At 65.0% G+C, this 13,902-nt stretch carries 11 protein-coding genes; 9 read left to right on the forward strand and 2 right to left on the reverse strand.

What is annotated here, in order from left to right; genetic code table 11:
* Position 1: 1 nt before the first annotated feature.
* The 3 genes from H3H39_RS24360 to H3H39_RS24370 are packed head-to-tail and all read left to right on the forward strand — an operon-like array spanning position 2 to position 3,080.
* Entirely contained in the window at positions 2-802 is an 801-nt protein-coding gene (locus H3H39_RS24360) for a DUF3025 domain-containing protein (RefSeq protein ID WP_182156990.1), read from the forward strand.
* A gap of 34 nt (positions 803-836) precedes the next feature.
* On the forward strand, positions 837-1,832 hold the full coding sequence (locus H3H39_RS24365) for a Gfo/Idh/MocA family protein (RefSeq protein ID WP_182156991.1): 996 nt from the start codon (positions 837-839) through the stop codon (positions 1,830-1,832).
* A gap of 30 nt (positions 1,833-1,862) precedes the next feature.
* Positions 1,863-3,080: an MFS transporter gene (locus H3H39_RS24370; RefSeq protein ID WP_182156992.1), complete on the forward strand. Its 1,218-nt coding sequence runs from the start codon at positions 1,863-1,865 to the stop codon at positions 3,078-3,080.
* Positions 3,081-3,308: 228 nt separating this feature from the next.
* Here the strand turns inward: H3H39_RS24370 and recG are convergent, their stop codons facing one another.
* Positions 3,309-5,369, reverse strand: coding sequence for an ATP-dependent DNA helicase RecG (gene recG / locus H3H39_RS24375; protein WP_182156993.1), 2,061 nt, complete (start codon positions 5,367-5,369; stop codon positions 3,309-3,311).
* 182 nt (positions 5,370-5,551) lie between these two features.
* Here recG and queA point away from each other — a divergent pair, with 182 nt between their 5' ends.
* From queA to secF, 5 genes are all read left to right on the forward strand, one after another.
* Positions 5,552-6,586 (forward strand): tRNA preQ1(34) S-adenosylmethionine ribosyltransferase-isomerase QueA, encoded by a 1,035-nt coding sequence (gene queA, locus H3H39_RS24380; RefSeq protein ID WP_182156994.1) that lies wholly within the window; start codon positions 5,552-5,554, stop codon positions 6,584-6,586.
* A gap of 16 nt (positions 6,587-6,602) precedes the next feature.
* On the forward strand, positions 6,603-7,742 hold the full coding sequence (tgt, locus tag H3H39_RS24385; RefSeq protein WP_182156995.1) for a tRNA guanosine(34) transglycosylase Tgt: 1,140 nt from the start codon (positions 6,603-6,605) through the stop codon (positions 7,740-7,742).
* Between the two features lie 125 nt (positions 7,743-7,867).
* Entirely contained in the window at positions 7,868-8,197 is a 330-nt protein-coding gene (yajC, locus tag H3H39_RS24390) for a preprotein translocase subunit YajC (protein WP_182156996.1), read from the forward strand.
* A 104-nt stretch (positions 8,198-8,301) separates the two neighbouring features.
* Positions 8,302-10,167 (forward strand): protein translocase subunit SecD, encoded by a 1,866-nt coding sequence (gene secD / locus H3H39_RS24395; RefSeq protein WP_182156997.1) that lies wholly within the window; start codon positions 8,302-8,304, stop codon positions 10,165-10,167.
* Positions 10,168-10,215: 48 nt separating this feature from the next.
* Positions 10,216-11,238, forward strand: coding sequence for a protein translocase subunit SecF (gene secF, locus H3H39_RS24400; protein ID WP_182156998.1), 1,023 nt, complete (start codon positions 10,216-10,218; stop codon positions 11,236-11,238).
* A 102-nt stretch (positions 11,239-11,340) separates the two neighbouring features.
* On the opposite strand, the gene H3H39_RS24405 is transcribed toward secF, so the two are convergent.
* Complete coding sequence (locus tag H3H39_RS24405; RefSeq protein ID WP_182156999.1) at positions 11,341-12,321, reverse strand: helix-turn-helix domain-containing protein; 981 nt, start codon at positions 12,319-12,321, stop codon at positions 11,341-11,343.
* Positions 12,322-12,491: 170 nt separating this feature from the next.
* Between H3H39_RS24405 and eat the strand changes: the two genes are divergently transcribed.
* On the forward strand, positions 12,492-13,877 hold the full coding sequence (gene eat / locus H3H39_RS24410; RefSeq protein WP_182157000.1) for an ethanolamine permease: 1,386 nt from the start codon (positions 12,492-12,494) through the stop codon (positions 13,875-13,877).
* Positions 13,878-13,902: the final 25 nt, after the last annotated feature.

Raw genomic sequence — 13,902 nt, forward strand, 5'->3', positions numbered from 1 at the left:
CGTGTTCGGCACCATCGACTGGCCGCGCCCCTGGTACCAGACCGTCGGGGCGGCGGCGGCCTTGCTGGCGCCCGGCGCCGGCAGCGAGATCGAAAAATTCAACGCGCGAGCAGCCGCGCTCGATTTATGTAATCATCAAGGATTGCCCCTGCGGTTCGTGCCGCAAAGCGCGCTGCCCGACGGTACCGCCTATGAGGAATTCATCGGCGCCACCGGCTGCGTGCCCACGCGCGACAACCTGCACGATTTCTTCAACGCCCTGGTGTGGCTCAGCTTCCCGCGCATCAAGCGGCAACTGAACGCGCTGCAGGCGGCGCAGATCGCGCGCGATGGGGTAGGCAAATCGCGCGGTCCGGCGCGCGACGCGGCCACACTGTTCGACGAGAACGCTGCCATGCTGGTGGTGCGCGACAGTGCCGCCGGCCACGCGCTGGCCGACGCGCTGCGCAACCATCAGTGGCGCGCCGCGTTCGTCGAGCAGCGCGCCAGTTTCGGTCCGGATGCAGAGGTCTGGCTGTTCGGCCATGCGCTGATGGAGAAGCTGGCGGCGCCGTACAAGGCGATCACTGCGCATACCCGCGTGGCCGTGGCCGGCGACGATTACTTCGCGCTGGATCATGAAGGCCGGCGCGCCTGGCTGGACCAGCATGTGGCGCAGGAGCTGGCGCAGCAGGGGCTGACGACGGCCTGCTTCACGCCGCTGCCGGTGCTCGGTGTGCCGGGCTGGTGGCCGGGGCAGGACGAGAGTTTTTATGCAGACGCCACGGTGTTCCGGCCGAAACGGGGGACGGTGGTCAACTAAGCCGCGCGGCGGCGGAAAGCGAAGCGACACGATCATGAGTCAGGTAATCCGCTGGGGCATCCTGGGCACGGGCAAAATCTCGACGGCGTTCGCCACCGCCTTGCAGGACACCCCCGGCGCCAAGCTGGTGGCCGTCGCGTCGCGCAGCGCCGACAGCGCCGCCAGCTTCGGCGCCCGGTTCGGCGTGCAGCGCTGCCACGCGTCCTACCAGGGGCTGATCGACGACGACCAGGTGGACGTGGTCTACGTCGGCACCCCGCACCCCATGCACCACGAGAACGCCATGATGTGCCTGCATGGCGGCAAGGCCGTGCTGGTCGAAAAATCGTTCACCATGAACCGCAAGCAGGCCGAGGACATCATCGCGCTGGCCCGCCGCAAGCACCTGTTCGTGATGGAAGCCATGTGGACCCGCTTCCTGCCGGCCGTGGCCGAAGCCAGGCGCATCGTCGACAGTGGCGAGATCGGCACGCCGACCCACGTGAGCGCCGATTTCGGCTTCACCGCCACGGTTGGCCCGCAGCACCGCCTGTTCAATCCGGAGCTGGGCGGCGGCGCGCTGCTGGACCTGGGCATCTATCCGCTGTCGATGGCCTCGTTCTTCCTGGGCGAAGTGATAGCCGTGCAGGCGCAGGCCCAGATGACCGCCACCGGCGTCGACCAGCAGACCATGTTCACACTGCGCCATGATGGCGGCGGGATGTCCTCGTGCAGTTGCAGCCTGCGGGCGTGCACTCCGACCGAGCTGACCATCTCCGGCGACAAGGGCTTCGTGCGCCTGCACGAGCGCTTCTACAACACGGAGAAGATCTCTGTCACGCTGCTGGACGGCGCCACCCGCAGCGAGCGCACGCTCACCATCCCGCGCAGCGGCAACGGCTACACGCATGAGGCGCAGGAAGTGGCACGCTGCATGCGACTGGGCCTGATCGAAAGCCCAGTCATGCCGCACGAGGAAACCCTGGCCATCATGGGCGCACTGGACGCGATCCGTGAGCAGATCGGCCTGCGCTACGGCGCCGACCAATAACATACAAACCACAGCAAGAAGACCACCGACATGATCACAACTTCCCGCACGCCATCGCTCAAAACCGTGCTGCTGGCCAGCGGCGTCATCCTCACCCTCGCGATGGGCGTGCGCCACGGCTTCGGCCTCTGGATGCAGCCCATTTCGCAAGCCCACGGCTGGTCCCGTGAAACCTATTCGCTGGCGATGGCGTTGCAGAATCTGATGTGGGGCGCGTTCGGTCCCTTCGCCGGCATGGCCGCCGATCGTTTCGGCACCATGCGCGTGGTGTTGATAGGCGCCGTCAGCTACATGCTGGGACTGGTGTGGATGGCGCTGGTGAACGACGCCACCCTGTTCGTTCTTGGTTCGGGCATATTCATCGGACTGGCCCTGTCGTGCACCGCGTTCGGCGCCGTCAGCGGCATCATCGGCCGCGTGGCGCCGGTCGAAAAGCGCTCCTGGGCGTTCGGTATTTCCGGCGCGTGCAGCTCGTTCGGGCAATTCTTCATGCTGCCGGTGGCGCAGCAGCTCATCTCGTCGGCCGGCTGGCGGAGCGCTTTCTACTTGCTGGCGGCGCTGGTGATCGTGGCCATGATTCCCAGCTCTTTGTTCCTGCGCGAGCCGGAGGTGAGCCACAGCCACGGTCCGCAGCAAAGCATCGGTGAGGCGCTGCGTGAGGCGCTGGGCAACCGTTCCTTCCTGTTCCTGGTGGCCGGCTATTTCGTCTGCGGTTTCCAGGTGGTGTTCATCGGCGCGCACCTGGCCGTGTACCTGTCGGACAAGGGTATCGCCAATCCCAAGGTGGCCATGACGGCGCTGGCGCTGATTGGCCTGTTCAACATCTTCGGCTCCTACTTCGCGGGCAAGCTTGGTGGACGCCTGCCCAAGCGCATGCTGCTGGCGGCCATCTACTTCTCGCGCTCGGCGTTCATCAGCCTGTTCCTGCTGGCGCCGTTGTCGCAGTGGTCGGTGTATGTGTTCGCGGCGGCCATGGGACTGATCTGGCTGTCCACGGTGCCGCTCACCAACGGCATCATCGCCGGCATCTTCGGCGTCAAGCACATGTCCATGCTGGCCGGGGTGGTGTTCTTCTCGCACCAGGTGGGCAGCTTCCTGGGCGTATGGCTGGGCGGCTACCTGTTCGCGCGCCAGGGCAGCTACGATGTGGTGTGGGGCATCGCCATCGCGCTGGGTGTGATGGCGGCACTGGTCAACCTGCCCATCAACGAGCGTCCGGTAGTGCGGGCGCAATTGCAGCCGGCATGAAAACGTGGCTGATCCGGGTCGCGCTGGCCGTGGTGCTGGCGCTGGTGTTCGCGGCCTATCTCAAGCCGGACTTCATGCTGGATATGGCCACCCGGCTGTACATGTGTTTTTGAGAAGTCGTCTCAAAAAGCCCATGGCGTCGTTGTGGCGCCTTGCCGTGCAGGCGCACTGTCTTCGGCTCCACGCCTAGCCACGGTCATTTTGAAACGACTTCCAAGTCCGGCCTGATCAGACCTTGAGGAATTCCTCGCGCCCGCCCAGCCAGCGGGCCAGGTGGGCTTCCACCGTGGCCGCCTTTTCCGGCGTGTGCAGGAGGTCGTGCGCCACGTCGCGCGCCTGATCCACCAGCCAGCCGTCCGTTTCCAGGTCGGCGAAGCGCAGCATGGCCTGGCCGGACTGGCGCGCGCCCAGGAATTCACCGGGCCCGCGTATCTCCAGGTCGCGCCGGGCGATCTCAAAACCGTCCGTCGTCTCGCGCATCGTCATCAGGCGCTGGCGCGCCACGCCGCCCAGCGGGCTTTGATACAGCAGCAGGCACACGCTGGCCGCCGATCCCCGTCCCACCCGCCCGCGCAACTGGTGCAGCTGCGACAGGCCGAAACGTTCGGCATGTTCGATCACCATCAGCGATGCATTCGGCACGTCCACCCCCACTTCGATCACGGTGGTGGCCACCAGCACATGCATCTGGCCGGCGCTGAAGGCGTCCATCACTTCCTGCTTCTCGGCCGGTTTCAAGCGGCCATGGACGAGGCCCACGTTCAGGTCGGGCAGGGCTTCGGCCAGCAGGGCGTGGGTGTCGGTGGCCGTCTGCAGTTGCAGTGCTTCCGATTCCTCGATCAGCGGGCAGACCCAGTACACCTGGCGTCCCTCCTGCGCGGCCGCGTGCACCCGGGCGATCACCTCGTCGCGCCGGTTCTGGTCCACGGCCCGCGTGACGATGGGGCTGCGGCCGGGCGGCAGTTCGTCGATCACCGACACTTCCAGGTCGGCGTAGTAAGTCATGGCCAGCGTGCGCGGGATGGGCGTGGCCGACATCATCAGCTGGTGCGGGATGGCGCCCTCGTTGCCCTTGTTGCGCAAGGTCAGGCGCTGGCCCACGCCGAAGCGGTGCTGCTCGTCCACGATCACCAGGCCCAGGTTGGCGAAGTTCACGCCGTCCTGGATCAGGGCGTGGGTGCCGATCACCAGTTGCGCTTCGCCTGATTCGATCAGGGCGGTGGCGGCCAGCTTGTCCTTCTTTTTCAGGCTGCCCGTCAGCCACGCCACCTTCACGCCCAGCGGTTCCAGCCAGGCCGCGATCTTGCGGAAGTGCTGGTCGGCCAGGATTTCCGTGGGCGCCATCAGGGCCGCCTGGAAGCCGCTGTCGATGGCCTGGGTGGCGGCCAGCGCCGACACCACCGTCTTGCCGCTGCCCACGTCACCCTGCAGCAGGCGCTGCATGGGGTAGGGATGGCGCAGGTCGGCGCGGATCTCGTTGAGCACCCGCTGCTGGGCGCCCGTCAGCTTGAACGGCAGCGCGGCCTCGAAGCGGGCCGACAGATCGCCCACCACCTTGAGCGCGGCGGCGCCCTTGGCGCGCCGCGCGCGCTGGGCACGTTTCAGCGACAGTTGCTGGGCCAGCAGTTCATCGAACTTCATGCGCACCCAGGCGGGATGCGAACGGTCGGCCAGCGCGTGCTCGTCCACCTGCTGGGGCGGATAGTGCAGCAGCTTGACGGCCGGTTCGAAATTGGTGAGCCGCATGCTGTCGATCAGTTCCGCCGGCAGGGTGTCGCTCCAGTCCACGCGCTTCATGGCGTCGCCGATGGCGCGCCGCAGCACGGGCTGGGACAGGCCCTCGCCAGCCGGATAGACGGGCGTGAGGGAGGTGGGCAGGGGCGCGCCCTCGTTGACCACCTTGTACGTGGGGTGCACCATTTCGGCGCCGAAGAAGCCGTGTTTCAGTTCGCCGCGCGCGCGCACCCGCGTGCCCTCGGCCAGTTGCTTGACCTGGCTGCCGTAGAAGTTCATGAAGCGCAGTTGCAGGTCGCCCGTCTCGTCGGCGATATGGACCAGCAGCTGGCGCCGCGGCTTGTAGGCGATTTCATTCTTGACCACCAGGCCCTCGACCTGGGACGATTCGCCGCCATGCAGGCAGGCTTCGCGTATCGTCACCACCTGGGTTTCGTCCTCGTAGCGCATGGGCAGGTGCAGGATCAGGTCCATGTCCGTGTGCAGGCCCAACCTGGCCAGTCTGGCTTCGGCGCTGACAGTCTTTTTGGCGGTTTTTGGCTTCGAAACAGGCATATTCAGGTGCTTCTGGGAGCACTAGCGTAAAATAGAGGGTTGGCCGTCGCGCAGCAACGCCGGTATTGTAAGGCTTGCGCGGAAAACGGGCATCCTGTCGGGCGCGCCGCCTGCGCCGAAAGTGCCCGTGCCTCATGCTCCGCGCCGCCGGCATCCCCTAACATAGTCTTAAAAGTTTGCTCATGTATTCGCTTTCCGATTTCGATTTTAACTTGCCGCCCGAGCGCATCGCCCAGTTTCCACTGCCCGACCGCAGCGCTTCCCGCCTGCTGCACGTGGACGGCGCGCAGTTGGTGGACCGTCAGTTCGCCGACATCGTCAACTTGCTGCAAGCGGGCGACCTGCTGGTGATGAACGATACCCGCGTGCTCAAGGCACGCTTCTTCGGCGTCAAGGACAGTGGCGGCAAGGTCGAGGCGCTGGTCGAGCGCGTGCTCGACAACCGCACCGTGCTGGCCCAGCTGCGCGCCTCCAAGTCGCCTGGCCCCGGCGTGAAGATCCGCCTGGCCGACGCCTTCGACGTGACTGTGGGCGAGCGCGCCGGCGAGTTCTTCACCCTGCATTTCGAGGCCGACGTGTTCGACCTGATCGAGGCCCACGGCCGCCTGCCGCTGCCGCCCTACATCGAGCACACGGCCGACGCCTTCGACGAGACGCGCTACCAGACCGTGTTCAACAAGGTGCCCGGCGCCGTGGCCGCGCCCACGGCCGGCCTGCACTTCGATGAAGCGCTGCTGGCCCAGCTGAAGGCCAAGGGCGTCAACTTCGCCTACGTCACGCTGCACGTGGGCGCCGGCACCTTCCAGCCGGTGCGTACGGAAGTGCTGTCCGAGCACAAGATGCATACCGAGTGGTACACCATGCCCCAGGCCACGGTGGACGCCGTGCGCGCCACCCGCGCCGCCGGGCGCGACGTGGTGGCCGTGGGCACCACCAGCCTGCGCGCGCTGGAATCGGCGTCGCAAAGCGGCGCGCTGGAGGCGGGCAGCGCCGATACGGCCCTGTTCATCACGCCCGGTTACCAGTTCAAGACCGTCACCCGTTTGATCACCAATTTCCACCTGCCCAAGTCGACCCTGCTGATGCTGGTGTCGGCCTTCGCCGGTTACGATGAGATCCGTGCGGCCTACGCCCACGCGATCGCCCAAGAGTACCGCTTCTTCAGCTATGGCGACGCCATGCTGCTGACGACGCAGGCGCGCGCGCCCCGGATTTAACTGAAAGAACCCACCCATGCTGGAATTTAAACTCCTCAAAACCGACAGCAGCGGCCTGACCAAGGCCCGCCGCGGCACCGTGAAACTGAACCACGGCGAAGTGCAGACCCCGATCTTCATGCCGGTCGGTACCTACGGCTCCGTCAAGGCCATGTCGCCGCTGGAGCTGAAGGAAATCGGCGCCCAGATCATCCTGGGCAACACCTTCCACCTGTGGCTGCGCCCCGGTAACGATGTGATGGCCAAGTTCGGCGGCCTGCACGACTTCATGGGCTGGGACAAGCCCATCCTGACCGACTCGGGCGGCTTCCAGGTGTTCTCGCTGGGCGAGATGCGCAAGATCACGGAAGAGGGCGTGCATTTCAATTCGCCCATCAACGGCGACAAGCTGTTCCTGTCGCCGGAAGTGTCGATGCAGATCCAGCGCGTGCTCAATTCCGACATCGTGATGCAGTTCGACGAATGCACGCCGTATGAAATCGCCGGCCGGCCCGCCACGCTGGACGAGGCGGCCAAGTCGATGCGCATGTCGCTGCGCTGGGCCCAGCGCTCGCATGACGAGTTCCACCGCGGCGGCAATCCGAACGCGCTGTTCGGCATCGTCCAGGGCGGCATGTTCGAGACCCTGCGCGACGAGTCGCTGGCCAAGCTGGAGGAGATCGATTTCCCCGGCCTGGCCATCGGCGGCCTGTCCGTGGGCGAGCCCAAGGAAGACATGATGCGGGTGCTGGCCCACGTGGGCCCGCGCCTGCCGGCCAACAAGCCGCACTACCTGATGGGCGTGGGCACGCCGGAAGACCTGGTGGCCGGCGTCTCGAACGGGATCGACATGTTCGATTGCGTGATGCCGACCCGTAACGCCCGCAATGGCTGGCTCTTCACCCGTTTCGGCGACATCAAGATCAAGAACGCCCGTTACAAGGATGACAAGGCGCCGCTGGACGACACTTGCGGCTGCTACGCCTGCCGCAACTTCTCGCGCGCCTACCTGCACCATCTGCACCGCAGCCAGGAAATCCTGGGCGCGCGCCTCAACACCATCCACAACCTGCATTACTACCTGGAAATCATGCAGCAGATGCGCGATGCGCTGGATGAGGACCGTTTCCACGCGTGGACCCTGCAATTCCACGCCGACCGCGCACGCGGGGTGTAAATGGGCCGTGGATTGTTGCAATCTTGTAAAAAGATGCATGCCACCCACATGGGGGAGGGGTAGACCCTTCCCCGCCAGTGCTAGAATACAGCGCTATTTTTTCAAACTTATAAACGGAGTACGCAGTGTTCATTTCCAACGCTTACGCACAATCGGCCGGCGACGCGCTCGGCCTGGGTGGCAACCTCACCAGCTTCCTGCCCCTGATCCTGATGTTCGTGGCCATGTATTTCCTGATGATCCGTCCCCAGCAAAAACGGGCCAAGGAACAGAAGGCCATGATGGACGCGCTGGCCAAGGGCGACGAAGTGGTCACGGCCGGCGGCATGCTGGGCAAAGTGGCCAAGGTCACCGACGCCTACGTGACGCTGGAAGTATCGAGCGGCAACGAGATCGTGGTGCAGAAGCAATCCATCACCGTGCTGCTGCCGAAGGGCACGCTGAAGGCGCTGTAACACTGGCCCCGGCCCGGACGGCGGCGCGCCAGAAGCGCGCCGCCGTCCCGCATTTGGCTCGACCTCGGCTCGCATTCGACGCCTAACATTGAACGCTGAACAATATGAATCGCTATCCTGTCTGGAAATACATCGTCATCGGCATCGCCATCCTGTTGGGCGCGCTGTACACGGCGCCTAACTACTTTGGCGAATCGCCGGCCGTGCAAGTCACCAGCGGCAAGTCCACCGTCAAGATGACGGGCGAGATGGCCGCCCAGGTGGAAGCCGTGCTGCGCAAGGAAAACCTGGCGGTGGAGGGCGTGGGCTTCGATGGCACCGGTACCTATGCGTCCGTGCGTGCCCGCTTCGCCGACACCGACACCCAGTTCAAGGCCAAGGCCGTGCTGGAGAAGGACCTGAACGCCGATCCGGCCGATCCGACCTACCTGGTGGCGCTGAACCTGCAACCGAACACCCCGAAATGGATGCAAAGCCTGCGCGCCCTGCCCATGTACCTGGGCCTGGACTTGCGCGGCGGCGTGCACTTCCTGATGCAGGTGGACGTGAAGGCGGCCCTGACCAAGCGCGTGCAAGGCATCCAGGCGTCGGCCCGCAGCCTGCTGCGCGACAAGAACGTGCGCCACGCCGGCATCGACCGCGTGGGCGACACCATCGAAATCAAATTCCGCGACGACGCGACCCGCGCCAAGGCGCGCGACGAGCTGTCGTCGTCCATGGGCGACCTGTCGCTGGTGGACGTCGGCGTGGGCAGCGACCTGAAACTGATCGTCAGCCTCAAGCCGGCCGCCCTCAAGCAAACCATCGAGGAAGGCGTCAAGCAGAACATCTCCACCCTGTCCAAGCGCGTCAATGAGCTGGGCGTGGCCGAGCCCATCATCCAGCAGCAGGGGCCGGACCGCATCGTGGTGCAACTGCCCGGCGTGCAGGACGTGGCCCGCGCCAAGGCCGTGATCGGCCGCACGGCCACGCTGGAAGTACGCATGGTGGACGACACCATCACCCCCGGCACCGAACTGTCGGCCGCCATTCCGTTCAACTCCGAGCTGTTCACCGTCGGTAAAGGCGTGCCGGTCGTGTTGAGCAAGGACGTGGTGCTGACCGGTGATTACATCTCCAGCGCTACCGCCAGCTTCGACCAGAACCAGCAACCGGCCGTGGGCATCGACCTGAACGGCGACGGCGGCCGCAAGATGCGCGACGCCACCCGCGAACGCGTGGGCAAGCGCATGGCCATCGTGCTGTTCGAGAAGGGCAAACCGGAAGTGCTGTCGGTGGCCACCATCCAGAGTGAACTGGGTAGCCGCTTCCAGATCACCGGCATGGGCAATGCGGAAAACTCGGCCGAACTGGCGCTGCTGCTGCGCTCGGGTGCCCTGTACGCACCCATGGACGTGATCGAGGAACGCACCATCGGCCCGCAACTGGGCGCGGAAAACATCAGCAAGGGTCTGCATTCGACCATGTACGGTTTCGCCGCCATCGCCGTGTTCATGATGGCCTACTACATGATGTTCGGCTTCTTCAGCGTGCTGGCGCTGGGCTGCAACCTGCTGCTCTTGATCGCGCTGCTGTCGCTGATGCAGGCCACGCTGACCCTGCCCGGTATCGCCGCGATCGCGCTGGCGCTCGGTATGGCGATCGACGCCAACGTGCTGATCAACGAACGCATCCGTGAGGAACTGCGCGGCGGCGCCTCGCCGCAGCAAGCCATCTCGGTCGGCTTCGACCGCGCCTGGGCCACCATCCTGGACTCCAACGTGACCACGCTGATCGTCGGCCTGGCGCTGTGGGTGTTCGGTTCCGGCGCCATCCGCGGCTTCGCCGTGGTGCACTGCCTGGGCATTCTGACGTCCATGTTCTCGGCCGTGTTCATGTCGCGCGGCGTGGTCAACCTGTGGTATGGCCGCAAGAAGAAACTGCAATCGATCGCCATCGGCACCGTGTGGGTGCCCGGCCTGTCGAAATAAGTTCACCGTCCCGCCGCGGCGGGACGGGCTCCAACCTCAGAGGATTTCATGGAATTTTTCCGCATTAAAAAAGACATACCGTTCATGCGCCACGCGCTGGTGTTCAACGCCATCTCGGCGCTGACCTTCGTGGCCGCCGTGTTCTTCCTGTTCCACAAGGGCTTGCACTTCTCCGTTGAATTCACGGGTGGTACCGTGATGGAACTGAAGTACGCCAAGCCGGCCAACCTGGAAGGCATCCGCCACACGCTGGAAAAAGTCGGCTATGAGCAGCCGGAAGTGACCAGCTTCGGCACCGCGCACGACGTCATGCTGCGCCTGCCCGTGATCAAGACCGTGACCGGCAACGCCGCCTCGCAACTGGTGTTCGAAGGCCTGTGCAAGGCCGAGCAGGGTACGCTCAAGCGGATCGACAGCGTCAGCGCCAAGGGCGAGCAAGTGACCAGGACCGCCTGCGTGGACGGCGCCGGCGCGGAAACCGTGTCGCTGCAGAAGGTCGAATTCGTCGGCCCGCAGGTGGGCGACGAGCTGGCCCAGAACGGCATGAACGCGCTGGCGATGGTGATCATCGGCGTGATGATCTACCTGGCCGTGCGCTTCGAGTGGAAGTTCGCGGTGGCGGCCATCGTGGCGAACTTGCACGACGTGGTCATCATCCTGGGCTTCTTCGCCTTCTTCCAGTGGGAATTCTCGCTGACGGTGCTGGCCGCTGTGCTGGCCGTGCTCGGTTACTCGGTCAACGAATCGGTGGTGATCTTCGACCGTATCCGCGAGAACTTCCGCAAGCAGCGCAAGATGTCGGTGCATGAGGTGATCGACAACGCCATCACCAGCACCATCTCGCGTACCATCATCACCCACGGCTGCACCCAGATGATGGTGCTGTCGATGCTGTTCCTGGGCGGTCCCACGCTGCACTACTTCGCGGTGGCGCTGACCATCGGTATCTGCTTCGGTATTTACTCGTCCGTGTTCGTGGCGGCGGCCGTGGCCATGTGGCTGGGCGTGAAGCGCGAAGACTTGATCAAGCCGATCAAGGAAAAAGATGAGACGGACGGCGCCGTGGTGTAAGCCGGCCCGGTCTTAACACATCCCCCCTCGCGGCAACGCCAGGGGGGATGTTTCATTCTGGGAGGTCGCGTCCGGCCAGGGACGGCGGCGGATTGGCCAGTCTTACCTACCCGCTTTCAGCACGGCGGACGGGCGCACGCCGAACAGCTTGCGGTAGTCGCTGGAAAACTGGCTGAAGTTGCACATGCCCCAGGCACCGGCCACGTCGCCGATGGCGCTGCCGCGGGCGCAAGCGTCGTGCAACTGGCGGCGCACGCCGTTCAGCCGCATCATGCGCAGGTAGAGCATGGGACTCATGCCCAGCACGTCTTCAAAACAGTATTGCAGCGTGCGCCGGCTCACGTGCACCTGCTCGCATAGCTCCGGCACGGTGATCGCTTCGGCCCGGTGCGCCAGGATGTATTCGCGCGCCCTGGCCACCACCCGCTGGCGCCGCTGCAGGCTGGCGGCGATGGCCGGTTCCACGCAGCTGTGGTCCAACATGTCCAGCAGGGCGGACAGGATGGCGTCCTGCCACCGCGCCTCGCCTTGCCATGGTGCCGCCAGCTGCTCGGGCAGCAGCTGGGCCAGCAGGTGCACGCATTGCGCGCGGGCACGGGCATCCACTCTCAGCACTTCGGCCGCCTGCACCCGGCGCCAGTCGACCTGGCAACCGCTGCGCGCCGCCGCCCCCGTCAGCAGCGCGCGGCTGACCACGATGCCGTAAATGCGGTAGGCGCTGGGCGTGACCAGTTCAAATTCCACATTGCCTGGCTGTACCATGATCCAATCCTGCTCCACCAGCCGGCCATTGATGCGCGTGGCCGCCGCATGGTCGGGCAGGCCGAACCAGATCGCGTCCGGCCACACCCGGCAGGACTGCCGCACGGACTGGCTTAAACTTTCCCGGAAGATTTGAATCTGTGGCTGGCGCAACTCCGTCAGGGTGCCCAGGAAGAGGCCGGCGCTGAACTGGTCGTAGCTTTGCTGCCAGTCGGTGAGCTTGCTGGCCAGTTCGTCGGCATCGCGTGCCAACACCGTGCGCAAGGCGGCGCCGCCCCGATCCGGCGCAAGGCGCAGGGCATCTGTCACATTCTGGTGCATCGTTTCCTCCGTTGGCGAGTCGCTCCCCCGCGGCGTTTCGCCCGTGGTTACTGGGCTGCCGCAAGTTTGCCGATTTTCGATAACGCTGGCCATGGCGGCCACCTATACTCGATTTCAGCAACTTCCATACCTGCCCTGCAGGACAGACTAACTTCACGGGAGAGTACACAATGAACGCACATCAGGGCGCCGCGCCGGCGCTGAAGCAAACGCTGGGCACTTTTCAGCTATGGGGCATCGCGGTCGGCCTGGTCATTTCGGGCGAGTACTTCGGCTGGAGTTATGGCTGGGCTTCGGCGGGCACGCTGGGCTTTACCATCACCGCGCTGTTTATCGCGGCGATGTACGCCACCTTCATCTTCAGCTTCACCGAACTGACCACCTCCATTCCGCACGCCGGCGGTCCCTTCGCCTACAGCAAACGCGCCTTTGGCCCGTTGGGCGGCTATCTGGCGGGGGCGGCCACGCTGATCGAGTTCGTGTTCGCGCCGCCGGCCATCGCGCTGGCCATCGGCGCCTACCTGAACGTGCAGTTTCCCGCCGTCGATCCGAAGACGGCGGCGGTGGGCGCCTACCTGGTGTTCATGACGCTCAACATCGTCGGCGTGCACGTGGCGGCCAGCTTCGAGCTGCTGATGACCTTGCTGGCCATCTTTGAACTGCTGGTGTTCATGGGCGTGGTGTCGCCCGGCTTTTCGCTCAGCCACTTCGTCAAGGGCGGCTGGTCCGGACAGGACAGCTTCAGCGTCGCCTCGATCCCGGGCATGTTCGCCGCGATCCCGTTCGCCATCTGGTTCTTCCTCGCCATCGAAGGCGTGGCCATGGCGGCGGAGGAAGCCAAAGACCCGCGCCGCTCCATCCCCATCGCCTATATCTGCGGCATCATCACCCTGGTGCTGCTGGCCATCGGCGTGATGGTGTTTGCCGGCGGCGCGGGCGACTGGACCAAGCTGGCCAACATCAACGACCCGCTGCCGCAGGCGATGAAGATCATCGTCGGCGAGCACAGCAACTGGCTGCACATGCTGGTGTGGCTGGGCCTGTTCGGGCTGATCGCCTCCTTCCACGGCATCATCCTCGGTTATTCGCGGCAGATTTATGCGCTGGCCCGCGAAGCTTATTTGCCGCGCTACTTCGCCAAGATCCACCCGCGCTTCCATACGCCGCACCGTGCCATCATCGCCGGCGGTGTGGTGGGCATCGCCGCCATCTACAGCGACGAGCTGATCAAGTTCGGCGGGCAGACGCTGACGGCCAATATCGTCACCATGTCGGTGTTCGGCGCCATCACCATGTACATCCTCAGCATGCTGAGCCTGTTCAAGCTGCGCCGCACGGCGCCGGACATGCAGCGTCCTTTCCGCGCCCCGTTCTACCCCGTGTTCCCCGCGTTCGCGCTGGTCGGCGCCGTGGTCTGCATGGCCACCATGATCTATTACAACCTGCTGGTGTTCGGCATCTTCGCCGCCTTCATGGCGGGCGGTTACGTCTTCTTCCTCTACACCAAGAGCGACCGGCAGCAGCATGCCGCCCTCACGTCCGCCGACGCCGCCTGATGCACATACTTCACTATCACTTGCA

This window comes from Rugamonas apoptosis (assembly GCF_014042355.1).
In the GTDB taxonomy this organism is placed as follows: domain Bacteria; phylum Pseudomonadota; class Gammaproteobacteria; order Burkholderiales; family Burkholderiaceae_D; genus Rugamonas; species Rugamonas apoptosis.